Source organism: Streptomyces aquilus, from assembly GCF_003955715.1.
Taxonomy (GTDB): Bacteria; Actinomycetota; Actinomycetes; order Streptomycetales; family Streptomycetaceae; genus Streptomyces; species Streptomyces aquilus.
Genome location: NZ_CP034463.1, coordinates 9,767,487 through 9,792,186, shown reverse-complemented (window position 1 = coordinate 9,792,186; position 24,700 = coordinate 9,767,487). Strand labels below are relative to the sequence as shown.

At 70.2% G+C, this 24,700-nt stretch carries 23 protein-coding genes and 2 pseudogenes; 14 read left to right on the top strand and 11 right to left on the bottom strand.

Features of this window, described 5'->3' with window-relative positions; genetic code table 11:
• Window positions 1-21 precede the first annotated feature (21 nt).
• Window positions 22-1,971 (top strand): Stk1 family PASTA domain-containing Ser/Thr kinase, encoded by a 1,950-nt coding sequence (gene pknB, locus EJC51_RS44780; protein ID WP_126276371.1) that lies wholly within the window; start codon window positions 22-24, stop codon window positions 1,969-1,971.
• 58 nt (window positions 1,972-2,029) lie between these two features.
• Here pknB and EJC51_RS44775 read toward each other — a convergent pair whose 3' ends face one another.
• Together EJC51_RS44775 and EJC51_RS44770 are read right to left on the bottom strand one after the other, a co-directional pair.
• Window positions 2,030-2,791 (bottom strand): maleylpyruvate isomerase family mycothiol-dependent enzyme, encoded by a 762-nt coding sequence (locus tag EJC51_RS44775; RefSeq protein ID WP_126276370.1) that lies wholly within the window; start codon window positions 2,789-2,791, stop codon window positions 2,030-2,032.
• A gap of 189 nt (window positions 2,792-2,980) precedes the next feature.
• Window positions 2,981-4,594: an MFS transporter gene (locus EJC51_RS44770; RefSeq protein ID WP_126276369.1), complete on the bottom strand. Its 1,614-nt coding sequence runs from the start codon at window positions 4,592-4,594 to the stop codon at window positions 2,981-2,983.
• A gap of 209 nt (window positions 4,595-4,803) precedes the next feature.
• Here EJC51_RS44770 and EJC51_RS44765 point away from each other — a divergent pair, with 209 nt between their 5' ends.
• Together EJC51_RS44765 and EJC51_RS44760 are read left to right on the top strand one after the other, a co-directional pair.
• Window positions 4,804-5,442, top strand: coding sequence for a TetR/AcrR family transcriptional regulator (locus EJC51_RS44765; protein ID WP_126276368.1), 639 nt, complete (start codon window positions 4,804-4,806; stop codon window positions 5,440-5,442).
• A 37-nt stretch (window positions 5,443-5,479) separates the two neighbouring features.
• Window positions 5,480-6,262: an LmeA family phospholipid-binding protein gene (locus EJC51_RS44760; protein WP_126276367.1), complete on the top strand. Its 783-nt coding sequence runs from the start codon at window positions 5,480-5,482 to the stop codon at window positions 6,260-6,262.
• Window positions 6,263-6,264: 2 nt separating this feature from the next.
• Here EJC51_RS44760 and EJC51_RS44755 read toward each other — a convergent pair whose 3' ends face one another.
• Window positions 6,265-6,900 (bottom strand): TetR/AcrR family transcriptional regulator, encoded by a 636-nt coding sequence (locus EJC51_RS44755; protein WP_208870789.1) that lies wholly within the window; start codon window positions 6,898-6,900, stop codon window positions 6,265-6,267.
• A 134-nt stretch (window positions 6,901-7,034) separates the two neighbouring features.
• On the opposite strand from EJC51_RS44755, the gene EJC51_RS44750 reads away from it, so the two are divergent.
• Genes EJC51_RS44750 through EJC51_RS44730 form a run of 5 tightly spaced genes read left to right on the top strand, consistent with a single transcriptional unit; the run spans window position 7,035 to window position 13,057 of the window.
• A complete protein-coding gene (locus EJC51_RS44750) occupies window positions 7,035-8,177 on the top strand; it encodes a VOC family protein (RefSeq protein WP_126276366.1) in 1,143 nt (380 codons plus the stop codon).
• A gap of 36 nt (window positions 8,178-8,213) precedes the next feature.
• Window positions 8,214-9,152 (top strand): fumarylacetoacetate hydrolase family protein, encoded by a 939-nt coding sequence (locus EJC51_RS44745; RefSeq protein ID WP_126276365.1) that lies wholly within the window; start codon window positions 8,214-8,216, stop codon window positions 9,150-9,152.
• A 19-nt stretch (window positions 9,153-9,171) separates the two neighbouring features.
• On the top strand, window positions 9,172-10,752 hold the full coding sequence (gene mhpA, locus EJC51_RS44740; protein ID WP_126276364.1) for a bifunctional 3-(3-hydroxy-phenyl)propionate/3-hydroxycinnamic acid hydroxylase MhpA: 1,581 nt from the start codon (window positions 9,172-9,174) through the stop codon (window positions 10,750-10,752).
• The gene (locus EJC51_RS44735) at window positions 10,749-12,716 is read left to right on the top strand and encodes an acetoacetate--CoA ligase (protein WP_126276363.1); all 1,968 of its coding nucleotides are present in this window, start codon (window positions 10,749-10,751) and stop codon (window positions 12,714-12,716) included. The genes mhpA and EJC51_RS44735 overlap by 4 nt, the downstream gene beginning before the upstream one ends.
• Window positions 12,713-13,057: a DoxX family protein gene (locus tag EJC51_RS44730; RefSeq protein WP_126276362.1), complete on the top strand. Its 345-nt coding sequence runs from the start codon at window positions 12,713-12,715 to the stop codon at window positions 13,055-13,057. The genes EJC51_RS44735 and EJC51_RS44730 overlap by 4 nt, the downstream gene beginning before the upstream one ends.
• Before the next feature lie 193 nt (window positions 13,058-13,250).
• Here the strand turns inward: EJC51_RS44730 and EJC51_RS44725 are convergent, their stop codons facing one another.
• On the bottom strand, window positions 13,251-15,461 hold the full coding sequence (locus tag EJC51_RS44725; RefSeq protein WP_126276361.1) for an MMPL family transporter: 2,211 nt from the start codon (window positions 15,459-15,461) through the stop codon (window positions 13,251-13,253).
• A gap of 146 nt (window positions 15,462-15,607) precedes the next feature.
• On the opposite strand from EJC51_RS44725, the gene EJC51_RS44720 reads away from it, so the two are divergent.
• Window positions 15,608-16,480: an SDR family NAD(P)-dependent oxidoreductase gene (locus EJC51_RS44720; RefSeq protein ID WP_126276360.1), complete on the top strand. Its 873-nt coding sequence runs from the start codon at window positions 15,608-15,610 to the stop codon at window positions 16,478-16,480.
• A 19-nt stretch (window positions 16,481-16,499) separates the two neighbouring features.
• Complete coding sequence (locus EJC51_RS44715; protein WP_126276359.1) at window positions 16,500-16,973, top strand: MerR family transcriptional regulator; 474 nt, start codon at window positions 16,500-16,502, stop codon at window positions 16,971-16,973.
• Between the two features lie 11 nt (window positions 16,974-16,984).
• Here EJC51_RS44715 and EJC51_RS49650 read toward each other — a convergent pair.
• A pseudogene (locus EJC51_RS49650) lies at window positions 16,985-17,236 on the bottom strand (peptidase inhibitor family I36 protein); the annotation flags it as partial.
• Window positions 17,237-17,717: 481 nt separating this feature from the next.
• Window positions 17,718-18,116: a nuclear transport factor 2 family protein gene (locus tag EJC51_RS44705; protein WP_126276358.1), complete on the bottom strand. Its 399-nt coding sequence runs from the start codon at window positions 18,114-18,116 to the stop codon at window positions 17,718-17,720.
• Between the two features lie 551 nt (window positions 18,117-18,667).
• Between EJC51_RS44705 and EJC51_RS49460 the strand changes: the two genes are divergently transcribed.
• Together EJC51_RS49460 and EJC51_RS49455 are read left to right on the top strand one after the other, a co-directional pair.
• The gene (locus EJC51_RS49460) at window positions 18,668-18,856 is read left to right on the top strand and encodes a hypothetical protein (RefSeq protein ID WP_341870714.1); all 189 of its coding nucleotides are present in this window, start codon (window positions 18,668-18,670) and stop codon (window positions 18,854-18,856) included.
• Window positions 18,857-18,861: 5 nt separating this feature from the next.
• Window positions 18,862-19,203: pseudogene (locus EJC51_RS49455) on the top strand (GNAT family N-acetyltransferase); the annotation flags it as partial.
• Between the two features lie 78 nt (window positions 19,204-19,281).
• Here the strand turns inward: EJC51_RS49455 and EJC51_RS44695 are convergent.
• From EJC51_RS44695 to EJC51_RS44685, 3 genes are all read right to left on the bottom strand, one after another.
• Window positions 19,282-19,674, bottom strand: a complete 393-nt coding sequence (locus tag EJC51_RS44695) for a MerR family transcriptional regulator (RefSeq protein WP_207924670.1) — start codon at window positions 19,672-19,674, stop codon at window positions 19,282-19,284.
• Between the two features lie 46 nt (window positions 19,675-19,720).
• Window positions 19,721-20,770 (bottom strand): NADP-dependent oxidoreductase, encoded by a 1,050-nt coding sequence (locus tag EJC51_RS44690; protein ID WP_126276356.1) that lies wholly within the window; start codon window positions 20,768-20,770, stop codon window positions 19,721-19,723.
• Between the two features lie 76 nt (window positions 20,771-20,846).
• Window positions 20,847-21,698, bottom strand: coding sequence for an alpha/beta fold hydrolase (locus EJC51_RS44685; RefSeq protein WP_126276355.1), 852 nt, complete (start codon window positions 21,696-21,698; stop codon window positions 20,847-20,849).
• Between the two features lie 141 nt (window positions 21,699-21,839).
• On the opposite strand from EJC51_RS44685, the gene EJC51_RS44680 reads away from it, so the two are divergent.
• The gene (locus tag EJC51_RS44680; RefSeq protein WP_126277403.1) at window positions 21,840-22,196 is read left to right on the top strand and encodes a winged helix-turn-helix transcriptional regulator; all 357 of its coding nucleotides are present in this window, start codon (window positions 21,840-21,842) and stop codon (window positions 22,194-22,196) included.
• Between the two features lie 80 nt (window positions 22,197-22,276).
• On the opposite strand, the gene EJC51_RS44675 is transcribed toward EJC51_RS44680, so the two are convergent.
• Both EJC51_RS44675 and EJC51_RS44670 read right to left on the bottom strand, forming a co-directional pair.
• A complete protein-coding gene (locus EJC51_RS44675) occupies window positions 22,277-23,209 on the bottom strand; it encodes a hypothetical protein (RefSeq protein ID WP_244363207.1) in 933 nt (310 codons plus the stop codon).
• A gap of 126 nt (window positions 23,210-23,335) precedes the next feature.
• Entirely contained in the window at window positions 23,336-23,920 is a 585-nt protein-coding gene (locus EJC51_RS44670) for a TerD family protein (RefSeq protein ID WP_126276353.1), read from the bottom strand.
• A 326-nt stretch (window positions 23,921-24,246) separates the two neighbouring features.
• Between EJC51_RS44670 and EJC51_RS44665 the strand changes: the two genes are divergently transcribed.
• The gene (locus EJC51_RS44665) at window positions 24,247-24,699 is read left to right on the top strand and encodes a DUF5707 domain-containing protein (protein WP_126276352.1); all 453 of its coding nucleotides are present in this window, start codon (window positions 24,247-24,249) and stop codon (window positions 24,697-24,699) included.
• Window position 24,700: the final 1 nt, after the last annotated feature.

Here is a 24,700-nt window from a genome sequence, read left to right as displayed (position 1 = left end):
AGATGTGCAATTATCTTCCGTATGAACTTCGGTGGCCCAGACGATCTGGCCTTCTCCCAGCCTGCGCCGGTGGCGGTCCTCGGCGACAGGTACGAACTGCGGCTACTGCTCGGCTCCGGAGGCATGGCCGAGGTGCACCTCGCGCACGATCTCCGGCTCGACCGCAGCGTCGCGGTGAAGACTCCGCGCACCGACCTCGCGCACGATCCGGCACTCCAGGAGCGATTCCGGCGGGAGGCCATGTCCACCGCCTCGCTCAACCACCCGGCCATCGCCGCGGTCTACGACACGGGCGAGCACTTCTCGTACGGGTGGCAGCTGCCGTACCTCGTGATGGAGTACGTCGACGGCACCACTCTGCGCGAGGCCCTGTCCTCCGGGCCACCGCTGACCGTCGAACGCGCCATGGAGGTGACGGCGAGTGTCCTGGAGGCGCTCACCCATTCCCACCAGCAGGGCATCGTGCACCGGGACATCAAGCCCGCCAACGTCATGGTGGCCTGGTCCGGTCAGGTCAAGGTGATGGACTTCGGCATCGCCCGTGACGCACGGGACGTCGCCATGACCCAGACCTCCATGGTGATCGGCACCGCCCAGTACCTCTCCCCCGAGCAGGCGATGGGACACGCCATAGACGCCCGCTCCGACCTTTACTCGGTGGGGTGCCTGCTCTACGAACTCCTCACGCTCCGGACGCCGTTCACCGGTGATTCGCCGATGGCGGTGATGTACCAGCACGTTCAAGAGGAACCACGGCCGCCGAGCCTCTACAACCCCGAGGTCGGTCCGCAGGCCGACGCGATCGTCCTGCGGGCGCTGGCGAAGGATCCCGCGTACCGCTACCAGTCCGCGCAGGAGATGCTCGCCGACGTCGAGGCGTACCTCGGGGCGCAGACCGTCCTGGACCGGACGTTCGACGGCGTCGACGAGGGGCCGGACGGCGATGGGGCGGACGGCGATGGGGCGGACGGCGATGAGGCGGCGGAGAGCGGTCGCCGCAGAGGCAGCGCTGCGCTGATCGGGACGAGTGTCGCGGTCGTCGTCGCGGCACTCGTGCTCGGCTGGTTCCTGTTCGGGCGCGGTGCGGCCGACGACGGCAAGACGGACGTACCCGATCTCGTCGGCCAGACCCTGGAGGAGGCCCGGCACACGGCGGACAACGTCGACCTCACGCTCACCGTCACCAAGAAGGAGCCCTGCGCGGACCAGCCCAAGGGGCACATCTGCACGCAGTCCCCGCTGGACGGCCGGCTCGACAAGGGAGAGGCGGTGTCGGTCACCCTCTCCACCGGTGCGCCGAAGGTGGAGGTGCCGGACGTCACGGACAAGGACGAGGACGACGCGTCCCGCATCCTGGAGGACAAGGGCTTCAAGGTGAAGGTCCGGCACAAGGTGTCCACCGAGGACGCCGGGACCGTACTGGAGCAGGATCCTTCCGGCGGCGAGAGTGTCGAGAAGGGGACCGAGATCACCCTCACGGTGGCCAAGGAAGCCGAGAAGGCCACGGTTCCCGACCTCACCGGCAGCACCCTGAGCGAGGCCCGCAGGCTGCTCGCCGAGCAGGACCTCGAACTGGGCGACACCACCGAGGTGGAGAGCAGCGCCGCGGCCGGGACCGTCGTCGAACAGAGCGCCGCCGCGGGAGATGAGGTCAAGCCCGGTTCGTCGGTCGACGTCCAGATCGCCAAGTCGGTGCAGACCGTGCAGATCCCGGCGGACATCATCGGCAAGACCCTCGCCGAGGTCCGGAACGAGCTGGGCGACCTCGGCCTCCAGGCGACCGTCGCCTCCGGGTACTCCCAGGCCTCCGACGCCGTGGTCACCTCCAGCACCCCGGCGGCCGGGAGCGAGGTCGAGGCGGGCAGCACGGTGGTCGTCGTCACCGAGGAGCCCCAGGACACGTCGTCGGACGACGGGACACCGGACGACGGGACGTCGACGACGCCGGGAGCGACGACCGACGACCAGTGAGACGCCGTTCACCGCCGGCGGACGCCATCGAGGCCGTCCGCCGGCGGTGTCGGCCTGCCTACTCCTCGGGCTCCCAGGCGATGAGCTGCTCGAACACCTGCTGGTCGCCCTCGGTCTTCAGGTCGTTCAGCGTGAGGCGGCCCCAGACGAAGAGGAGCAGTTGCTCGGCCGTGCCCGTGGCCGAAGCGGAGGGGGGCGCGGCGTCGACCGTGAGAGGTGCGGGCCAGGCTCCGGTCCCGTCCAGCACGAGGAGCCAGGAGCGGCCCTCGGTGGCGTGGTACTGGATGGTGGCGGGCGCGTGCGGCCACGCCGCCGGGGTGGAGTTGCAGGTGTCGAGGAACTCGGCCACGCCGTCGATCGCGACGTCCACCGGCATCGGCTGCACGGTGCCGGCGGCGAGCTGGGCGTCGTAGGTGTGCACCAGCAGCTCGTGCACCCGGCGCCGGGCAACGCCCCAGGCATTCGCCGGCGACACGCCCGCGCTCCACCACGTCCAGCACTCGCGCTCCGGGCCCGCCTCCCGCAGCGCGCTCAGCAGCATTTCGTTCGACTCCGTGTACCAGGCCAGCAGCGCCTCGATCTCGCGCGGCGCCTGGGCGGCGTCCTTGGCGGGCGGCGCCTCGGCCGGGCCCGCGGCGACGATCGCGGCCCACCAGCGCTGGCCCGTACCCAGGTGCCGCACCAGATCGAACACCGTCCACTCGGGGCAGGACGGCACCGGCGCGTCAAGGCCGGGCGCGGCGGCAACCGCACTCCGGAACGCGGCCGACCGCTCGTCGATCAGTCGCAGCAGGGCGGAATACTCAAGACTCTCTGTCACGTCGCTTGCCTATCACCCCAGTTCAGCGACCGCACCCCTTTTGTTTTCAAGCCGTCAGCGCGACAAAAAAGTGGGACGGTGCCGGGTTTCCCCTCCCGGCACCGTCCCGGGGCTGTGCGCCGCTCAGGCACAGCCCGTCATGGGGGTGGAGGAGGCCGGAATCAGGTTCCGGCCTCCGGTGTACGGGGCTCAGGCGCCCACGGTCTCGGTCTGCTCCTCGGTCGCCGGCGTCCCTTCTTCCGCACCGTGCTGGGTGGTGTGCTTGCGGCCGGGCAGGACTGCGATGACGATCAGGGTTCCGGCGGCCATGATGATGCCGCCGATGAGGCTGGTGTGGGCGATGGCGTGGGCGAAGGACTCGTGCACCGCTCCCAGCAGGGTCTGGGCCTGTTCGGCGCCGCCCTGGGGGTTCTTGGCGACGTGTTCGGCGACCGCGATGCCGCCGCCGACGGAGTCCTTGGCGGTGTCCAGGGCCTCGGCGGGGAGGTGGCCGCCGACCAGGTCGGTCAGCTTGTCCTTGTAGGACGTGGCCAGCAGGGAGCCGAGGATGGCGATGCCCAGCGAGGCGCCGAGTTCCAGGGCGGTGTCGTTGGCGCCGCCGCCGACGCCCAGCTCCGACTCGGGGAAAGAGCCCATGATGGTGTCGGTGGCGGGGGAAAGGCTCAGGCCGATGGCGAAGCCGAGCAGCAGCAGCGAGGCCACGAAGTCGGTGTAGGTGGAGCCGGAGTCGATCCGGGTGAGCAGGAAGACGCCCACGGTGCCGATCACCATGCCGGTCCCGACCACCAGCTTCACGCCCAGCTTGGGAGCCAGCTTGCCGGTGACCGCGGCACCGACGAACACGGATCCGGCCAGCGGCAGCAGGCGGATGCCGGTCTCCAGGGCGTTGTAGCCGAGGACGAACTGCAGGAACTGGGTGGAGTAGTAGATCGAGCCGAAGGTGCCGAAGAAGAAGAACAGCACGGCCATCATCGAGCCGCCGAAGGGACGCTCGGTGAACTTGCGCACGTCCAGCATCGGGTTCGGGTGCTTCAACTCCCAGGCCACGAAGGCCAGCAGGCCCACGCCGGCGACGACGGCCGCGGTGATGGGACCGGTGCCCCAGCCGAAGTGCGGGCCCTCGATGACCGCGTAGACCAGGCAGCCGACCGACACGATCGACAGCAGACCGCCGCCGTAGTCGATCCGGCCCATGCCCTCCGCCTTCGACGGCGGCACGAGCAACAGCGCGCCGATGACGCCGAGGACGGCGATCGGGACGTTCACCAGGAAGGTGGAGCCCCAGGCGTGGTTCTCCAGCAGCCAGCCGGCGGTCAGCGGACCGACCGCGATGGCGAGGCCGGAGGTCGCGGACCAGGCGGTGATCGCCCTGGCGCGCTCGGCGCGCGGGAACATCGCGACCAGCAGCGACAGGGTGGCCGGCATGACGACGGCGGCACCGACACCCATGATCGCGCGGGCGGTGATGACGAGGTTGGTCTCATCGACCAGGCCGCCCATCACCGACCCTCCGGCGAAGATCAGCAGGCCGAGGACGAGGGCGCCGCGACGGCTGTACTTGTCGCCGATCGCGCCGAGCACGAGCATCAGCGCGGCGTAGGGGACGGTGTAGCCGTCGATGACCCACTGCAGGTCGCTGCTGGACAGTCCCAGGTCCTTGGTCATGTCGGGGGCGGCCACGATCAGTGACGTGTTCGCCATGACGACGATCAGCAGGCTCAGGCACAGGACCAGCAGGGCCCACCAGCGGCGGTGGTAGGGCTCCGTCATCTTCTCGACGGGTGTGTTCGGAAAGAGCGGCATGGTCAGGCTCCTCGGCAGGAGGTGAAGCGGAGGCTTCGGGGGTGCGGAATCGAGGGGATCGGTGCACGCGGGGCCACGAGGGGCCAGGCACCATGGGCAGTTAATTGCCCGCTGATGTGCAGACTAGTTTATTGCTCGCCAATGTGCAACTATCGAGTCGCCCTGCCCCTCCTGCCGGACGCCCTCCCCCGCCTACCGGAGGTTTCGACATGATCCACGCGCACCTGACAGCCGCCCCGGAACGCAGCCGCACCCTGTTCACACGGGCCCGCATCCTGGAGGCGGCCCGGCAGGAACTGAGCCGTGACCCCGACAGCAGCCTCGGCGACATCGCCGAGGCCGCTGGAGTGGTGCGCCGTACGCTCTATGGCCACTTCCACGGCCGGGCCGCACTGGTGGAGGGGCTGGTGGAGGACGCCGCATGGGCCTTGCGGCAGGCGCTCGCGGTCCCGCGCGCGCCGGTGGCGGATGCCGTCCCGGAGTTGGCGCGCTTCGTCCTCGCGGTGTGGCCCGTCGGAGATCGCTACCGCATCCTGCTCAGACTCGCCCCCCAGGACCTCGGCGCCGATCGGCTGGCAGAAGTCCTGGCTCCCGCGCGGGACATGGCGGAGGCGATCATCTCCCGGGGGCAGCGACAGGGCGTCTTCCAGACCGGCGTACCCCCGGTCGTCCAGGCCCGGGCGCTGGAGGGGTACCTGCTGGGGCTTCTGGACTGCGCGAACAGCGGGGTCTGGAGCGACGACGGCGCCGGCGCGGCGACCGCCGCCCTGACCGCGACGGGCGTGGCCGAGGACAGTGCCGCGGCGTGCGTCCACGGACTCGTCCGCCCCGCGGGCGACGCCGCGTAGGCGCGCACTTCCCGAGCACCACTCGAAGAGGAGAACCATGTACCAGTCCCCCCGCGACGAGAAGTACGTCGGCGAGCCCTACTACGGCGACGACTCCATGTATGCGAGCCCTCCGACCCGGACCAGGCAGCGCATGATCATCGCCGCCGCGTCCCTGGCGGCCCTGCTGGTCGGCACAGTCGCGGTCGACCGGCTCGCCGCAGCTCACGCGGCGAGCCGCACGGCCACAGCCTTCCAAGACGGCATGGGAACCGCCGATCGGCCGTCGGTCCACGTCAGGGGCTTTCCCGTACTGAACCAACTGGCCGCGGGCAGCCTGGACCATGTCGACCTGACCGCCCACGAGATCCCGGCCGACGGCAGCACCCGGCCGCTCCCGGTGACGAAGCTGACGGTCGGGATGGACGGGCTGAAGACGTCGGGGAGTGCCGACGAGGCTCACGCGGACGGCGTCACAGCGACCGCGTTCCTGTCGTACGCGGACGTGTCGAGGGCGCTCGGTGTGCAGGTGTCACAGGGGGACGAGTCCGGCCGGATCAACGCGACCGCGAGCCTGCCGCTCGTCGGCGACGTGACCGTGAGCGCGGCCGTCTCGGCGGCCGACGGCAACAGCATCGCCTTCACGGACGTACGCGCGGAGCAGGGTGAACTGCTCCCGCCGCTGAAATCACTGCTCGACCGGGCCCTGGACGAGCCCGTACCGCTGCGGAATGTGCCCGAAGGGCTCCGGCTGCGCTCGGTCACCACCAGCGAGGACGGAATCGACGCCCGCTTCACGGGCCACTCGGTCACGTTCCACCCGGACTCCTCGTCCGCGTGAGGTCAGGCGGCGTCGGGCAAGGGGCGTCGGGCCACCTCGTGGGCGTCGTCCGCGGGCAGGCCCAGCATCCGCAGGACCATCTCGGCAAGGTTGACCGCGGCCTCGTCGCCGTCCAGTTCAGGGCGGGCGAACCGCAGTTCCACCAGGGACAGCAGGGTTCCGCCGAGTGCGGACAGGGCGACCATCGGGTCGACGGGCGTGAAGCGGCCGGAGGCGATGCCGACCTGGAGATCACGCAGGGCGCGTCGGGCCAGCCCCTTGCCCGAGTGGATGTGCGCGAGGCCACGGCGGCGCAGGACCTGCATCAGCTCCGGGTGGGAGTCGGCCATGCGGGCACTGAGCCGGAAGCCGCCCGCGACCCGCTCCGCCGGGTCGTCGACCCCCGTCAGACGCTCGTCGAATTCCTGCGCGAACTCCTCGAGGGCATCGATCACCGCCGCCTCGAACAACTCCGCCTTGGAGTCGAAGTGGTTGTAGAAGGAGCCGAAGCCAACGTCCGCGCGCTCGGCGATCGCCTGGATGCTCGCGCTCGTGTCGCCGCTCTCGGCGAGGATCTGCCGGGCCGCTCGCACGAGAGCCCCCCGGGTCTCCGCGCGACGTCGCTCGAACCGATTGCCGGGCGGGGCTGACGTAGACATGCGCAGAGCCTAACGGTTGCACGATGAAGATCGCAGTTCTGATGAATCCATCATTTCCTGCGGTGAACGCCTTGACGACAGAACTGTCACAGTTGATGATTTCCTCATTACGGCAATGTTGCTCGGAGGACACCATGTCTGGAACACACGTCAACGGGGACGTCCTCACGGCCCACCAGGACCTCCACAGTGAGCAGGGCGCCCTGCGCGGCGAGCACCCCGGCCGCTCCCGGAATCCCGTGATCAAGGTGGCGGACCTGGCCTGGCTGGAGTTCGAGAAGCCCGACCTGGACCGGGCGGAGGTCTTCGCCCGCGACTTCGGCTTCGGCGTCGCCGCCCGCACCGAGAGCGAGCTGTGGCTGCGGGGCACCTTCGCGGGCTCGCCCTGCATGGTGATCCGGCGCGGTCGTACGTCCCGCTTCATCGGTCCGGCGTTCCGCGCCGCCGAGCGGGCCGACCTGGACCGGCTGGCCCGCGCGACGGGCAGGGACGTGCGGGACGCCGACGTTCCCGGGGGCGGCAAGGGCGTCGACCTGCTCGACCCCTCCGGCTTCCCCGTGCGGGTCGTGCACTGCGGCGAGCAGCTCCCCGCCCTGCCGGAACAGCGGCCGCTGCCCCTCAACTTCGGCACGGATCACCGTCGTACGAACGCCACGCAGCGTCCGCCGCGCGAGCCGTCCCGCATCCAGCGTCTGGGCCATCTGGTCCTGGAGACCCGCGTGTTCGGGCGCGCCCTGGACTGGTACCTGGACACCCTCGGCATGATCGTCTCCGACTTCCTGTTCCTGGACGGCCAGCGCGGCCGCGGCCCGACGATGGCGTTCATCCGCTGCGACCTGGGCAGCGTGCCTGCCGACCACCACACCCTCGCGATGCACCTGGGGCCGGGCACGGGATACGTCCACTCCGCCTACCAGGTCACCGACCTGGACTCGATCGCCGCCGGTGGCGAGTACCTCAAGGAGCGGGGATACAAGCGCAGTTGGGGCATCGGCCGGCACATCCAGGGCAGCCAGCTCTTCGACTACTGGCGCGACCCCGACCACTTCATGCTGGAGCACTTCTCCGACGGCGACCTGTTCTCCTGCGACGTCGAGCCCGGCTGGGCGCCCATGTCGACCAGCGGCCTGGCCCAGTGGGGCCCGCCGGCCACCCGCGACTTCCTCGGCGCGAGCCCCTCCCCGCAGCGGCTCCGCGATGTCGTCGAGGCCCTGCGCGGCGACAACGAGATGGACCCGGCACGGCTGTTCGGCCTGCTCAAGGCCGCCAACTCCTGACCTCCGCACGCGAATCCCCCTCACAAAGGCACTGACATGAGCACCAATGTCCTGCGCACCGCCGACGGCTGGTGGGTCGTCCTGGGCGACCGGGCCGTCCCGGTCGACACCAAGGCCGTGACCACCGCCGAGCTGCTGGCCGACCGATCGGCTGTCCACGAGGCCGCCGCGTCCGGCGAACCGGGCACGCCCGTCGTCGACCTGGTGGCGCTCTCACCGGTCACCACGCCCTGCCGGGTGGTCGCCCAGATGGTCAACTACCGCAGCCACGCCCGCGATTCGGGTTTCAAGGGCGACGTCCCGCCCACCTTCTTCCGCAAGGCGTCCGGCTCGGTCAGCGGCCCGGGCGACGCCGTCGTCCGGCCGTCGCATGTGAAGTTCCTCGACTACGAGATCGAGTTGGGCCTCGTCATGGGCGCGCCCCTGCCCGTCGGCACCGTCGTCGAGGAGCGGGACCTGCCGTCGTACGTCGCCGGACTGGTCATCACCAACGACGTCAGCGCCCGTGAGGTGCAGCTGACCAAGACTCAGTTCTACGAGAGCAAGTCGTACCCGACCTTCACGCCGACGGGCCCGTTCCTGACGCTGCTGGAGCCGGATGACTTCGCCCATCTCCCGGACCTGCGGCTGAAGTTGAGCGTCAACGGCGAGCTTCGTCAGGACCGCACCCTGGCCGACATGATCGTCCGCCCGGCACAGGCGCTGACCCTGCTGGCCCGCTTCCAGACCCTGGACGCCGGCGACCTGCTGCTCACCGGCACCCCCGGCGGCACGGCCCTGAAAGCGCCGCCGAAGGCCGTCGAGAAGATCGGCGCACTGCTGCCGCCCGCCGTGAAATGGAAGGCGTTCTTCAAGAGCCAGGCGAAGAACCCCCACTACCTGAGCCCGGGCGACGTGATCACGGCGACGATCGCGACCCCCGACGGCCGCATCGACCTCGGCGAGCAGCGCACGCCCGTCGCGGCCGCGAACTAATCCCCGAGGTGAGCCGCACATGACCGTCGATGAAGCCGCACGTGTGCCCGTCGTGATCGTCGGGGCCGGGCCGGTGGGCGTGACCGCCGCCCTCCTCCTGGCCCGGCGCGGAGTCCGCAGCGTCGTCCTCGAACGCCACCGGGACGTCTACCCGCTCCCCCGCGCCGTCGCGAGCGACGACGAAATCCACCGCATCCTGCAAGCGGCGGGCGTCGGTGAGGAGTTCGCCGCGATCTCCCGACCGGCGCAGGGGCTGCGGCTGCTGGACGCCCGGCACCGGGTGATGGCCGAGTTCCGCCGCACCGAGCACGGCCACCACGGCTACCCGCAGACCAGCATGTTCGACCAACCCGAGCTGGAACGCGTACTGCGCGACGCCCTGGCCGGGCGGCCGGAGAGCCAACTGCGCGGTGGCGTGGAGGTCACCGGCATCGGCCCGGCCTCCACCGGCCCCGTCCGTGTCACCTACCGCGACGGCACCGGCGATCACGAGCTGTGGGCCGACGCGGTCCTCGGCTGCGACGGCGCCAACAGCCTCACCCGCGAGGCGATCGGCGGCGTGTGGGAGGACCTGCGCTTCGAGGAGCGCTGGAAGGTCATCGACGTCGACACGACAGGTCCCGTCCGCTGCTGGGAGGGCGTCGACCAGGTCTGCGACCGGGCCCGGCCGGCCACCTTCATGCGCGTGAGCGAGAACCGCTACCGCTGGGAGTTCCGGCTCGGGGAAGGACAGGAGACGGTCCGTGAACTGATCGCCCCCTGGCTGCCGCCCTCGTACGACGGGGACTTCGACGTCGTACGTGAGACGGAGTACACCTTCCGGGCCCGCGTCGCCGACCGCTGGCGCAGCGGACGCGTCTTCCTGCTCGGCGACGCCGCCCACCTCACCCCGCCGTTCATCGGACAGGGCCTGTGCTCGGGGCTGCGGGACGCCTACAACCTCACCTGGAAACTCACCCGCGTCCTCCAACAGGACGGCGACGAACGGCTGTTGGACACCTACGAGAGTGAACGCAAACCGCACGCACGGCACGTGGTCCGCCTCGCGGTCGCCATGGGCTGGGCCATGACCGGTGGCCAGGACGGCGCCGCCGCCTTCCGCCGCCGGGCACTGGCCGCCGCCTGCCGCATACCCGGCCTCACCGAGCTGGCCGGCCGCGACCTCAGCCCGCCGCTCACCGCCGGACCGCTCGTGCGGCGCGGGGCCCGCCGACGCCTGCCGGGCACGCACTGTCCGCAACCGTGGGTGAGCGTCGACGGACGGCCCACCCGTCTCGACGAGGCGCTCGGCGACTCCTTCACCGTGCTGACCGCCTCCGACCCCGCCCCTTCCCTGACCGCGCTCGCCCACAGCCTCGGCATACGCGCGCTCTGCGTGGCCGACCTCGGCGACGACGGCACCCTCGCCGCCTGGCTGCGCGCCGGACGCGCGGACGCGGTCCTGCTGCGGCCCGACCGCATCGTGATGGACGTCCTCCCCGCAGGCAGTCACGACTTCACGTCGACCGCCGCCTGGGCCTCCCTGCTGCACACCACCCGAAGCCCCGTCCCTTCCGCACGGACAGCCCCCAAAAGCCTGTTGAGGAGTACGACGCGATGAGTACGCCCTTCTTCACCCCCGATCCGCAGACGGCGGCCGCCAGCCGCATCGCGGACTTCGCCCGCCATGTCGGGGTGGACGGCACCGACTATGCCGCCCTGCATCGCTGGTCGGTCTCCCATCTGGAGAGCTTCTGGGGCGCGGTGTGGGAGTACTTCGGCATCGACTCCGACACCCCGTACGAGCAGGTGCTGGCCGAGGACGGCATGCCCGGCGCCCGGTGGTTTCCCGGCGCGACGCTCAACTACGCCCACCACGCGCTGCGCAACGTCCGCGACGACGACACGGCGATCCTCGCCCTCGACGAGACCGGCGCCGGGTACGAGGTGACCGGCGCCCGGTTGCGTGCCCTGGTGGCGTCGGTGGCCGCGACCCTGCGTGACCTCGGCGTCGGCAAGGGTGACCGGGTCGTCGGCTATGTGCCCAACACCCCGCACGCCATCGTCGCGTTCCTCGCCGCCGCGAGCCTGGGCGCCGTGTGGTCGGTGTGCGGACAGGACTACGCCCCCAAGGCCGCCGCCGACCGCTTCGCCCAGCTCGAACCCACCGTGCTGATCGCCGCCGACGGCTACCTGTTCAACGGCACCACCCACGACCGCCGCGAAGCCGTCCTCGAACTCGCGCACGCCCTCCCCACGTTGAAGGCGACCTTGCTGGTGGACCACATGGGTCTGCCCTGGCCGTCGCGGGCGTACCCGTCGTTGGTGGTCCCCTGGGAGGACGCCTCCACCCGTACCGAGGAACTCGCCTGTGTGCCGGTGCCGTTCGACCATCCGCTGTGGGTCGTGTTCTCCTCCGGCACCACAGGCCTGCCCAAGGGCATCGTCCACGGTCACGGCGGCGTGCTGCTTGAGCACCTGAAAACCCTGGGACTCCACTCGGACCTGGGCCCCGGCGACCGTCTCCTCTGGTACACCACCACCCACTGGATGATGTGGAACCTGGTCGTCTCCACCCTCCTGACCGGCGCCACCACCTGCACCTACGACGGCAGCCCGGCCCCCTTCGCCAAACTCGACCGCCTCTGGGAACTCGCCGCCCGCCACCGGGTCACCGTTTTCGGCACCAGCCCCCAATACCTGCTCGGCATGGCCAAGTTCGGCATCGACCCGTCCGTCCACGACCTCGCCTCGATCCGCGTCGTCGGCTGCACGGGCTCGACGCTGCCCGCCTCCGCCTACCCCTGGGTCCGCGAGCACGTCGGCGACCATGTCCTGCTGGCCTCCATCAGCGGCGGCACCGACATCGTCTCCGGGTTCGCCGGCAGCGCCCCCAACACCCCGGTCTGGGCGGGCGAGTTGTCCGCACCGAACCTGGGCGTGGCGCTGGCCGCGTACGACGCCGAGGGCTTTCCCGTCATCGACCAGGTCGGCGAGCTGGTCGTCACCCGCCCCATGCCCTCGATGCCGCTGTACTTCTGGAACGACCCGGAGGGCACCCGCTATCGCGACGCCTACTTCTCGGCGTACCCGGGGGTGTGGCGACACGGCGACTGGATCACGGTCACGGGGCACGGCTCGGTGATCGTCCACGGCCGGTCCGACTCGACGCTCAACCGCAACGGGGTACGGCTCGGCAGCGCCGACATCCATGACGTCGTCGAACGTCTCCCCGAGATCGCCGAGGCCCTGGTCATCGGCGCGGAGGAACCGGACGGCGGCTACTGGATGCCGCTGTTCGTGGTCCCGGCGGCGGGCGTCGAACTCGACGACACCCTCCGGGAGAGGATCAAGGACGCCATCCGTACCGGCGCCTCACCCCGCCACGTCCCCGACGAGATCCTCGAAGTGCCGGGCATCCCGCACACCCGTACCGGCAAGAAGCTGGAGGTCCCGATCAAGCGGCTGCTCCAGGGCGCCGCGGTGGCGGAGGTCGTCAATCCGGCCACCGTGGACAGCCCCGAGCTCATCGACGACTACGTCCGGCTGGGCGAGGAGCGCCGCAAGGGCAGGTCCGCCTCATGACCACCGTGCTCGGCATCGTCCTGTCCCTGGTCTTCCTTCCGCTGGGGCTGGCGAAGCTCGCCGCGGCCCCGGTCATGCGCCAGGCGGCGGCCCATTTCGGGATGCCGGTCCGGCTCTATCGGGTGGTCGGCGCGCTGGAGGTGGCCGGGGTCGCCGGTGTGCTGATGGGGCTGACCTGGACGCCACTGGGCGTGGCCGCCGCGACAGGTCTCACCCTGCTGATGGCCGCGGCGGCGGTGGTCCACCTGCGCCACGGCGACCCGTTGCCCCGGGCCGTCCCGGCGGTCGTAGTGGCGCTGGTCTCCTTGACGTACGCGGCAACGGCGATGACCGCCGGCTGACGCGTCCAGTACGGCCGGGCGCGGGCAGCCTCCTGCGAGGATGGCGGCCGCCCCCGCCCGGCTCGGCTCGGGCCGTCATCGCACACCGGCCTCCCCTCCCCCCGGGGGCCGGGCGGCCCGCGCCGACGTCCGGGGCCTGCGAGACGGCTGGGCTCGACAGGCCCCGGATGTGACACCCCCGCTCCCGGGGAGCTCAGTCGCGCTCGGAGGCCGTGGCGGGCGTCCCGCTCGGCTGCGCCGGGGGCTTGGGCAGATCACGCCCCTCGATGTCCACGTTCGGCAGGATCTTCCGCAGACCGCGCGGCAGCCACCAGCCGGCCCGGCCGACCCACATGAGCACCGCGGGCACGAACGTCATCCGGATGAGGAAGGCGTCGACCAGAACCCCGAAGGCCAGGGCGAAGGCGATCGGCTTCACGATCGCGTCCTGCATCGTGACGAACCCCGCGAAGACCGCCACCATGATCAGCGCGGCGGCGGTGACCACCCGGAAGGCCAGGGGCGATCCCGTCAGGACGGCCCGGCGGGCGTCGCCGCCATGGGCGTACTCCTCGTGGATGCTGGAGACGACGAACACCTCGTAGTCCATGGCGAGCCCGAAGAGCACGGCCATGAGGATGATCGGCAGGAAGGACACGACCGGCCCGGTCCTCGCGACATCGATGAGGTCCGCGGCCCAGCCCCACTGGAAGACCGCGACCACCGCGCCGAAGGAGGCCGCGACCGAGAGCAGGAACCCGACCGTCGCCTTGACCGGGACCACGAGGGAACGGAAGACGATCAGCAGAATCAGCAGGCACAGGCCCACGACCACGATGGCGAAGGTCAGCAGTGAGTCGCTGAGCTTCTGCGACACGTCGACGTTGACCGCGGTCTGGCCGGTGACCTGGAGCGAGATCCCGGTGCGGGATCGGATCGGGGACTCCTTGTCCCGCAGTGCCTTGACCAGATCCTTGGTGGCCTCGTCTCCGGAGCCGGTGGTCGGCACGACGGTCAACAGCGCGTACTCGGGGTCGAGTCGCTGGGCCGCCGAGGCGAGGGCGACGCCCTTGGTGGCGGCCAACTCCTTGCGCACGGTGTTCAGTTCGGCGGTCAGCTGCGCGGCGGAGGACGCCTTGGCATCGTCGGTGTTCATGAGGATGAGCAGCGGGCCGTTGAGGCCGGGGCCGAACTCCTCGCTGATGGTGTCGTAGGTCTCGCGCTGGGTGGTGCCCTGCGCGGCGCTGCCGTTGTCGGGCAGGGCGAGCCGCAGATCGCGGGCGGGCCAGGCGACGACCAGGAGACCGGCGGTGACGAGGACGACGGTGAGGGCGGGGATGCGGGTCACCGTATGCACCCACCGGGCGCCGAGCGTCTGCTGCGGTGCGGTCCGGCCGCCGGGCGCGGGCTTCTTCTTCGGCCTGGGCCTGAGGCGGTCGCCCGCGAATCCCAGCAGCGCGGGCAGCAGGGTGAGGGCGACGAGCGCGGCGATCGCCACGCCGCCCGCGCCGGCGAGCCCCATCGCGGTCAGGAAGGGGATGCCGACGACGGAGAGTCCGACCATGGCGATGATCACGGTGAGCGCGGCGAAGGCGACCGCGCTGCCGGAGGTGCCGATCGCGCGGGCCGCCGACTCGTCGGTGGCCATACCGGCCTTCAGCTGGTCCCGATGGCGCGACAGGATGAACAGCGTGTAGTCGATGCCGACCGCGAGGCCCAGCATGACCGTGAGGGTCAGCGCCGTGGAGGAGATCGCCGTCAGGTGGCTCACCAGGAGCAGTCCACCGGCTCCGATGACGACGCCGACGACGGCGGTGAGCACCGGCATCCCGGCCGCGAGCAGCGAGCCGAACGTGATCACCAGGATGATCAGGGCGATGACGACACCGACGACCTCCTTGGCGCTGATGTCGACACCGGTGCTGTTGTAGGCCTGACCGCCCACCGACACCGTGAGCCCGGCCTTCTCGGCCGGGGCGATCGTGTCCTCGAGGGCGTCCAGCGAACCGTCGGCGAGCTCGGCGTTGGAGACGGAGTACTGGACCTGGGCAAGGGCGGAGCGGCCGTCTTTGGACACGGCTCGGGTCTGCTCGGGCGAGAGAACCGCGGTCACCTGCGGGGCGTCGGCTGCCTCCTTGAGGGTCGCGGCGATTCCCGCCTGGAACTTCCGCGCGGTGGCCTTCTCCCCCTCGGGAGCCGTGAAGACGATCTGCGCGCTGGTTCCGCCGGCCGCCGGGTACACCCGGCCGAGCGTGTCCAGGGCCTGCTGCGACTCCGAGCCAGGGATCGTGAACGTGTCATCGGTGTCCTCACCGACGACACCGAGACCGGCCACGACCGCGGCGCTCACCAGGGCCCACACGGCGAGGACGATCCTGCGGCGGCGGAAGGCGAGTCTCCCCAGGCGGTAGAGAAGGGTGGCCATGGCTCACTCCGGTCATCGGATCACGGGCCTGCTGATGAATACCTCAAAGTAGGTGAAAGGTCTCATATGATCTCCAACCGCGCACCCGGTCGAACGCCTGAGTACGGCTTGCCTTCAAGCGCGCTCGAACCTTTAGCGTCGGGGCCATGACCACGACGCACGAGACGAAGACATGGATCATCACGGGCGCGAGTTCGGGCCTCGGCCTGGCGCTCGCCGAGGCGGCCCTGGAGGCCGGCGAGCAGGTGGTCGGGACCGCGCGACGGGCCGACCGGTTCGACGGGCTCAAGGCCCGGTACGGTGATCGATTCCTCGCCGTCGAGCACGATGTGCGCGACACGGCGGGAGCGGCCGTGGTCGTGCAGCGGGCGCTGGAGGTGTTCGGGCGCGTCGACGTCCTCGTCAACAATGCGGGCGCCGGACAGGTCGGCGCCGCCGAAGAGATCACGGATGCCGCGCTGCGGGCCATGCTGGAGCAGCACCTGTTCGGCCCGGCCGCCTACGTGCGTGCCGTGCTGCCCCACCTGCGGGAGCGTCGCTCGGGTGCGATCGTGCAGATGAGCAGCCAGGGCGGGCGGATGTCGTTCCCCGCCGTCGGCAGCTACTCAGCCGGCAAGTTCGCGCTCGAAGGCTGGTCGGAGGCGCTCGCGGGCGAGGTCGCACCCTTCGGCATTCGCGTCCTCATCGTCGAGCCCAGCCGCTTCCGCACCGCGTTCAACGCCGCCGACGTGCTCAACACGGCGCGGCAGAGCTCGATCTACGACGAGGCCATCGGTGCCGTGCGCGCGAACATGGCCGAGGCCGACGGCATCCAGGAGGGCGACCCGGCACGCGCCGCCCGGGTCATCCGCGACATGCTCGACACCCCCGACGCGCCGCTCCGGCTCCCGCTCGGTGCCGAGGCGGTACGCAATCTCACCCGCGTGTACCGCGACGCGCTCGACGACGTCGAGAAATGGGCGTCGGTGAGCGAGTCGGCAGACTTCCCAGGCATGCCGCCCGCGGCCCGCGCGTTCTGATCGCCGTACGCTGTCCGCCATGGCCACTGAAGCGCTGATCGAACGCATCCTCGCTGCCGGCGATGGGCCGTCCTCGTCGGCGATCGACGCGCTGCACGAACTGCTCGACGACTCCACGATCGAAGCCTCGGCGATGCCCAAAAGCGTCGCCGAGGCCGCCCGCCTTGTCGGCCTGTCGACGCACACCCTCCGCTACTACGAGCAGGAGGGACTCGTGCGGCCCGCTCGCAACGCCTCCGGGTACCGCGAGTACTCCGCGTTCGACCTGCGCCGCCTCGTCTTCCTCACCCGGATGCGCCTGTCCGGTATGACCATGACCGACCTCAAGCGGTACATCCTGCTCGTCGAGCAGGGCCCGAGCACCATCCCGGAACGCCGCCGCATCATGCTCGACCAGAGGGACCGCATCACGCGGCAGATCCGTGAGCTCGGCCTGGCACTGGAGACCACCGAGTACAAGATCCGCGTCTACGACGGACACCCGGAAGGCTGACGCCCGGGGCCTCAGCAGTTCGTCACGTAATAGACCCAAGACCAGTCGGCGACGTCGTCCTCGGTAGGAGCGCCGCTGTCGGTCGAACGGACGATGAATTGGTAATCCCTGAACTGGGCGCGCGTTCCCAGCGTTTGATGGTTCTGCCACGATCCGTCGCCGAACCAGGGGATGCTATAACTGGCACAAACGATCATGTCAATGACATCGCCCGTGAAATACGGGTCGCTATAGGCGCAGAAGTGCTTGTACTTGCAGTCGTACGCGGCCGTCCGGGGCGATCTGCGTCCCGCCTAAACGAGCCAGGTAGGAATCAACCCGGTTCTGCAACGTTGTCGCCTCTGCGGCGCTCAGCCCTCTTGCCTGTGCCTGCGAAGCCGTGAGAGCCCCGGACGCTGACTCGGCGGTGGCCGCACCGGACATCGTCAGGGTGGCGGACAGGCCCACTGCGGCGGCCACGACGCCACGAACCCATGTGCGCCGCTTCTGGCTTGGGTGCTCTCCAAATGCCAGCGGCATGCTCCCCCTGAACTCGTGGATCCGGCCGGCCGGTCGCCGGCTCATGACAGCTACCGTCGGCCCGACAGTCCGAGCCGCGGTTCGCCCTGTCACCTCTGCGACAGCGCGTCGAAGTATTCGAACTGCATCGAATCGGAGGCTGCGGTTCTCACTCGGGGCGCATCGTTGATCTCTTCGGCGTGTCAGCGGGGTGTCACGCGCTCGGACCGCCGCGGCCCGTGCCCCTCAGGGCTGGTCGTACCAGGAGAACGCCGTGATCCGCCAGCCCTCCGGGGTGCGGACGAACTGGATGGTCTTGGTCCCGCCACCCTCGAACGGCTCGCCGTCCAGGATGCCGGCCTTCCGGTACTCGCCGAAGCGCGACGCGATGTCGCCCGCGATCTCGGTTCGCTCGGAGGTCTCCCACTCCGAGAACTCGACCAACCGGCCGTCGGCCAGCAGGCGTTCGCGTGGCTCTATGAACTCGTCCACGGTGTAGACCGTGTACTTCGGGCCGGTCAGCACGATCACCCCACCCGGAATGACCAGCCGGCGGATCCGGGCCACGTCCGCGGCCTTGCCGCCGCGATTGTTGAAGGCCCCGAAGAACTCGGCGGTTATCGCGTCAATCTCGATCTTGGACATGGCGCGACGGTAACACCGCCAGGGGCGACGAACATGGCGTCGAGGCAACTCCCACCCAGAGCACCTGACATGACACAACGTCAGGAGATGCCGCACTCCATTTCGGCCCGCCCTGCCAACGCACATGCACGGTGCCGTCCCGTCCCCGACCGGTGGCGCGCGCCGCGGCGGATCCCCCGCCGACCTCGCGGCAGTGTGGGCGGTGATCACCGGGACGACGTACGAGACCAGCGCCCGTCCACCGAAGCGGGCCCCCGGGAAACCGATCTCGAAGCCCACGGTGAGACCCGTCGACGTCTTCGGGCACCTCGCCCCGGCCCGGTACTGGCTGCGGGTGGCAGATCATCCACCTGCACGAGGACCTCCAGCAGGACCTCGTGAGCGGCATGCCCCACGAGACCGCTGCCGGCCCCCGCAGCGGAATCCCTCGGCGTCTGTGACCTCGGGTGGCAGGATCGGCTGATGGCTGCTGATCCGTTGCTCAAGCAGGCTCAGGGCGTCTGGGAGACGTTGGCTGCCGCGCCGGTGTCGTTTCCCCTGGCGGGGGGGGCTTGAGCGTGGTCACCTCGGCCGCCTCGCAGATCGCTCCGCCGTCGTGGGCTGGGATGGTGGTGCTGGGCGAGTCGGCGCTCGTCACGACGCCGACCGACAGGGAGGCAGAGGTTCTGCGTCGGATTCTGGCCGGGATACCGACCGGCTCACTGACTTCTTCAGAAGCGGTTCCGGCCGTGCTGCGGTGACCGAGATGCTGGGGCCGGCAGTCTTGGGATATGCGTCACGTGCGGGTTTCCGCCCGGTGCCGGCGAGCCGGTCCGTTGAACGGCTCGCCCCCGGGCATCAGGACTTGATGGCGTTGGTGAAGTCGGTGTCGTCCGAGGACGCCGGTGAGAGCGGGATGGACGGCATCACCTCCGCCGCGTTCGTCGTGCGCGGGGGCGCGGACGTGGTGGCTGCGGCGGGGTATCAAGCCTGGCCCGCGGCAGCCGCCCATATGTGCGTGCTCACTGCGCCGGGGGAAAGAGGCCGCGGGCTGGCGCGGCAGGTCGCTTCTGCGGCGGTGGCGCAGGCATTCGCCGACGGTCTGCTCCCGCAGTGGCGTGCCCGTCCGATGGCTTCCCGGAACGTTGCACGGGCGCTGGGGCTTCGTTCTTCTGGGCTTGCCGGTTCAGGCGGCTCCTTTCTGCGGCATCTCACTGGGCGTCGCCAACCAGGGCATCCGGTGAACGAGGGTGTCGCGCAGCCGTGTCAATGCTGCGATCTTCTCCTCCAGTTCAGCCACCCGTTGTGTGCCGATGCCGTAGCCGTCGGCACACAACGGCGAGTACTCGAAGACCTCTGGCAGATCGGTGTCGAGGTAGCGCACGAAGGACTTGACGTTCTCCACGGTGAACCCGGAGGCAAGCAGGTCGCGGACGTTTCGGACCCTGGTCACCGCATGCGGGCCGTAGACGCGGTAGCCCGACGGCGCCCGGTCGGACTCCAGCAGGCCCTGCTCCTCGTAGTAGCGCAGGGCACGGGTCGTGGTCCCTGTCTGTGCGGCAAGTTCACCGATCAACACGCGGCCACCTCCGGGGTGATTGTCAGGCATGGCGTAGGCCTTGTGGTCAACTCCCGAGCCGGACCACGGTCTTCCCGGTGTGCCGGCCGCGGACGAGGTCGAGGAGTGCCTCGGGTGCACTCTCCAGCCCGCTGATCACTGTCTCGTCGTAGACGATGGATCCCTCGCGCAGCCAGTCGCGGAACTGTTCGCCGAACTCCGCGGCCCGGTCGAGGTGGTCCCACAGGGTGAAGCCGCGGATGGTCAGGCGTTTGCCGAGGACATTCAGCAGGTCACCGGGGCCCTCGTCGGGGCGAGCGGTGCTCTGCCGGTTGAGGGCTCCGCAGACGGCAACACGGCCGTGCACGTTCATGACCTCGATGGCGGCGCGCAGTTGCTCGCCTCCCACGTTGTCGAAGTAGACGTCGATGCCCTCCGGGGCCGCTTCGCGCAGCCGGTCGAGCACCGGGCCGTCGTGGTAGTCGAAGGCCGCATCGAACCCGAGCTTCCCGGTCAGGTGGGCAACCTTGTCAGCAGAGCCGGCGCTTCCGATCACCCGGCGCGCTCCCTTGAGCCGAGCGATCTGACCCGCCATGCTCCCCGTCGCTCCAGCCGCGCTGGAGACGAAAACGGTGTCGCCGGGTTGCAGCCCTGCCGCGTCCATGAGCCCTATGTAGGCGACCGGCCCGAACCCCAGGTGCATGGACGGACTGGGGTAAGCGGCCTTGTCCACACGGCGGAACGCACTCGCCTCGGCCACGGCGTACTCGCGCCAGCCGAACCGATGCACCACCAGGTCTCCCTCGCTCAGCGACGGGTCTGCCGAGGAGACCACCTCGCCGAGCGCGTCCCCGTACATCACCTCGCCCACCTCATAGCGTGGCATCGGCAGCGAGGACCCGCCCGCGATCAGCATGAGCATGCCGGGATCGAGTGACATGAACAGGTTACGAACCCGCACCTCGCCCGGTGCGGGGGCTGGGACGTCGACCTCGACGACGTCGAAATGGTCCAGGTTCGGGAGCCCAACAGGCCGTGCGGCGAGGCGGACCTCCAAACCCGTGCTGGGCGAGCTGGACAGGGCGAGCAACGAACCGTTCTTCGCAGAGGACTTCATATCGCCGACGCTAGGCCTTGACCCATGCGTGAAGGTCAACCTCTCCCGCCGATGAGGATCCGGCGCCGGGCCCCGGTCAGGCCGCTCGCGCGTCTTCGCCTCCCAGGAACGGGCGCAGCAGTGCGAGCAGGGCACGCGGCCGGTGCAGCGGGATGATGTGGCCGCAGTCCTCGATGACATGCCCGGTCAGATCGTCGGTGATCGGACGGAGTTGGCGTTCCAGCGCCGTACCGACAGGCCGGGCGCCCAGCGCCATGGTCGGCACCGTCAGGCGGGCAGTGGCGACCGCTCGCTCGATCTGCGCCGCGCTCTCGGGCAGGGCCCGGTAGTACGAGAACGCGCAGCTCAACGCCTGGCGGCCGGTGTACGCGCGGACGAAGGCGTCGCGGACAGCGCGGGGCACCCCGTCGCCGAGCGTGCCGGCGCGCAGGAACCAGTCGATGTAGGCGGCCTCGTGTCCCTCGAGGACGGTCTCGGCGAGGTCGGGTTCGGCGGAGTGGAAGCCGAACCACCACGGCGGCCCGTCGGCGAGGAAGTCCTCGGCGCCGGGCAGCCCGCCCAGCACGGCCTCCATGACGACCAGGCGCCGCACGAGACCGGGCCGGCGCAGGGCGAGGAGGAAGGCAGGCGCCGTACCGGCGTCGATGCCCACCACCGCGGCCGAGGAGATGTCGAGTGCGGTGAGCAGCGCCGCGGCATCCTCGGCCAGGGTGCCCGCGTCGTACCCGGAGGCAGCCCGGCCGCTCGCGCCGAATCCGCGCAGGTCCGGCGCGATGACCCGGTGGCGGGCGGCCAGATCGGCCATGACGTCCGTCCACAGCTCCCAGGTGTGCGGGAAGCCGTGCAGCAGCAGGACAGCCGGGCCCGCCCCGGCGAGGGCGACGTTCAGCTCGACACCGTTGACCGGGATGCGTCGCAGCTCAGGCATGGCGGGGCTCTCCTAAGGGGTGGTGTGGAACGGTGACAAGGTCACGTTAGGGAACTAGCCTGATCCCCCCAAGACGGCACTTTCCCTTCAGGTGGTGAGCCCCAGGTGACCAGGTCAAGGCCCGGTGAGCGCGGCGACCTGATGGATCCGCGTTGCCCGACGCGCCAGTTGCTCGACCGCATCGGCACCAAGTGGACGTCGATGGCGGTCAAATTGCTGGCCGAGGAGGCGCCGGGCGAGCTGCGTTTCGCGGAACTGCGGCGCCGGATCCCGGGCATCTCACAGAAGATGCTCTCCGTCACCCTGCAGAGCCTGGTTCGCGACGGTCTGGTCGCCCGCCGCGTGGAGCCCACCGTGCCGCCCGCCGTCCACTACCGGCTCACGGCGCTCGGCCTGTCCCTCGAAGACCCGCTCTCCGCTCTGCGGGACTGGGCCGAAACGCACATGCCGGAGATCGACCGCAACAATCAGCTCGCCGACGAGTCACCACTCGACTGAGGCTTGTCCCGCGATGATCACCTGAGAGAACGCGTTGGACGATGCATCAGGTCGACAACCGGCGTCTCGAACGGGGCGGCCTAGTCGCCTCCGCCGTCACCCCCGCCATCGCCCCCGTCACCGCCGTCCGAACCCCAACCGTCACCGCCGCCGGAGTCGTTGTCGTCGCTGCCCGTGCCGAGGTTGCTGAACCAGGCGCGGTCCCAGTCGTCGTCGGCGGCGATCGGCTCACCCCCCGTCACCGGGCGCCGCTCCGCCCGGAATCGCGCGAGGCCCGTCCCGTCCCCGAGGCCGAAGGACACGGCGAAGACCTGTGCCATGACCGCATCCAGCGGGTCGGAGCTCACGTACCGCACCGGGGACAGCGGCAGCAGTACCGAGTCCGGCTCGGGCACCGGTCGCCGCCGGGGCCGCTCCAGCAGGGCGACCCGCCGTTCGTCACGCAGCAGCCATGAACTCACCGCGTTCTCCCGCCGCAACACCCAGTGCTGCCCGGACAGCGTCACCTCCACCAGGCACTTGGACTTGCGGAGCTTCTTCGTCAGCCCGAGCCGGGCCGTGGTGTCGCCGACCGTCAGGCGCAGCCCCTTGGACGGATCGGAGGTGTCACCGACGAAACCCTGGGGCGCCCGGATCCGTACGACGGGAGCGTGCGGCCCCCACACGTCCACGCGCACCAGGCGCCGGTCGACCGCGACGGTGATCGGCCCGGCGGGGCCGGTCGCGAACCGCCGCGCGATCCACAACGGCACTCCCTCGGACCGGGCCTGGGCCCCCAGGGCCGCCACCTGATCGGGCCCACCGCACTGCCGAACCGCCAACTCCCCCAGCGCATGGGCGAACTCGGCCGCCTGACGTGCTCTGACAGGCGTAGTGGTGCCTGTGACGCGGGTCACCGGCACCACCCCCGTCTCCTCCGGCAGTCGCTCCAGCGGGCGCTCCGCCCCTCCGCCGCCGAGCCAGCACCCGCGCTGGAACGCCTCCGCCATGGCAGCGAGGTTCAGCTCACTCAAGGGTGTGGTCCTGCCCCCTCTCCGCAGCTGGTCCGGGGTCAACTCCACTGTTCGGGCCAGCGGATTCCACGACCGCTCCCCATAGAGCACCTGACTCACAACCATCCCCCGCGTCTCGGTGACGTCCTACTTGCTGACAGCGAAGCGCATGAGGGCGTGCTCGTCGCCCTGCTTGATCTTGCCCGTCGTGTTGATCACTTCGAGCTTCCAACTCCCGCCGACACGTACCGCCTTGGCCACGGCGCAGCCGTTGTCCTGGCTGAGCAGGCTCGGCCAGATATCGGCGACCTGCTGGGAGGTGCCGCCGGTCGCGTCGTAGACCTTGAAGCTGATGTTGCGCGCCTTCTGGAAGGAACTGCCCTTCTTGTACGCGGCGGCGACGAACACGATCGACGTGATGTTGGGCGGGACCCGGGCGAACTCGACGGTCACCGTCTCGTCGTCACCGTCTCCGCGCCCGGTCTGGTTGTCGCCGCTGTGGACCAGCGAGCCGTTGCCCATGGGGTCGAGCGAATCGAGGCCCGCGAGGCGCACCGGGTCCCCGCCCTGGAGCGCGATGGCGATCAGGTCGAGGTCGGTGCCGCTGTTGCGGCGCAACTTGCCCAGGACTCCGCCGCTGCTGCCGGCGGTGGGGTCCCAGGAGACGCCGATGGACAGGTGGGTCACTCCGTCCAGGTCAGCCGGACCGTCTTCCTTGGTGAGCGTGATCATGTGTGGCGCATCCTCGTGTCGAAGGGACTACAACACGCAGAGTGTGCCCGGCACCTTCTTGGTTCCATGAACCGGGTCCGTTGAGCACCGTGAATCCCGCACATGCGGTCTGCATCAGCGACGAGCGGGGCTGGGGTGGCGGCCAAGCATGGGGAGAACGCGGCGGGAGTGCCGCGTACGCCTCGGTCGTCGTGGTGGCGGAGCGCAGGGGCCACAACTACCCAGGCCGAGTTGAGTATCCGTGCTCACGTCCGGAGCGTCCCGGCACGGCGAGTATCGGTGCAGCGGCGCCGCCGCACCACCGCAACCAGTTACGGAGAACCCTCATGTCCCGTCGTGTCGCCCTGTCCCTCGCCGCCGGTGTCGTCGTCCTCGGCGGCGCCGGAGCCTTCGCCCTCGCCCACGCCGGGGACCAGCCCCCCGCCCTGGCCCACAGCACCGCCCACTACACCGCCCCTCACGGCGATCAGGACGGCTCGCTCAGCTTCAGCACCGAGGTCACCGCGTCCCCCGGTGTCAAGAGCCTGAAGGTGCTGGCCTATCCGGCGAGTTCCTCTCTCGCCGAGAAGGAGCCGACCGCCAAGGAGATGGCCGCGGCGGAGCAGGCCCTCTGCAAGGCCGTCGACAACGACACCGTGCGCTGCGTCTACACCACCCGGGTGACCGCCGCCGACGCAGCGTCCTCCCCGCACGGTTCCTGGCGCGTCGCCGCCCTCGCCACGGCCACCGACGGCACCACGACCCTGGACACCAAAGCGGCAGGTTTCACCGTCCGCTGAA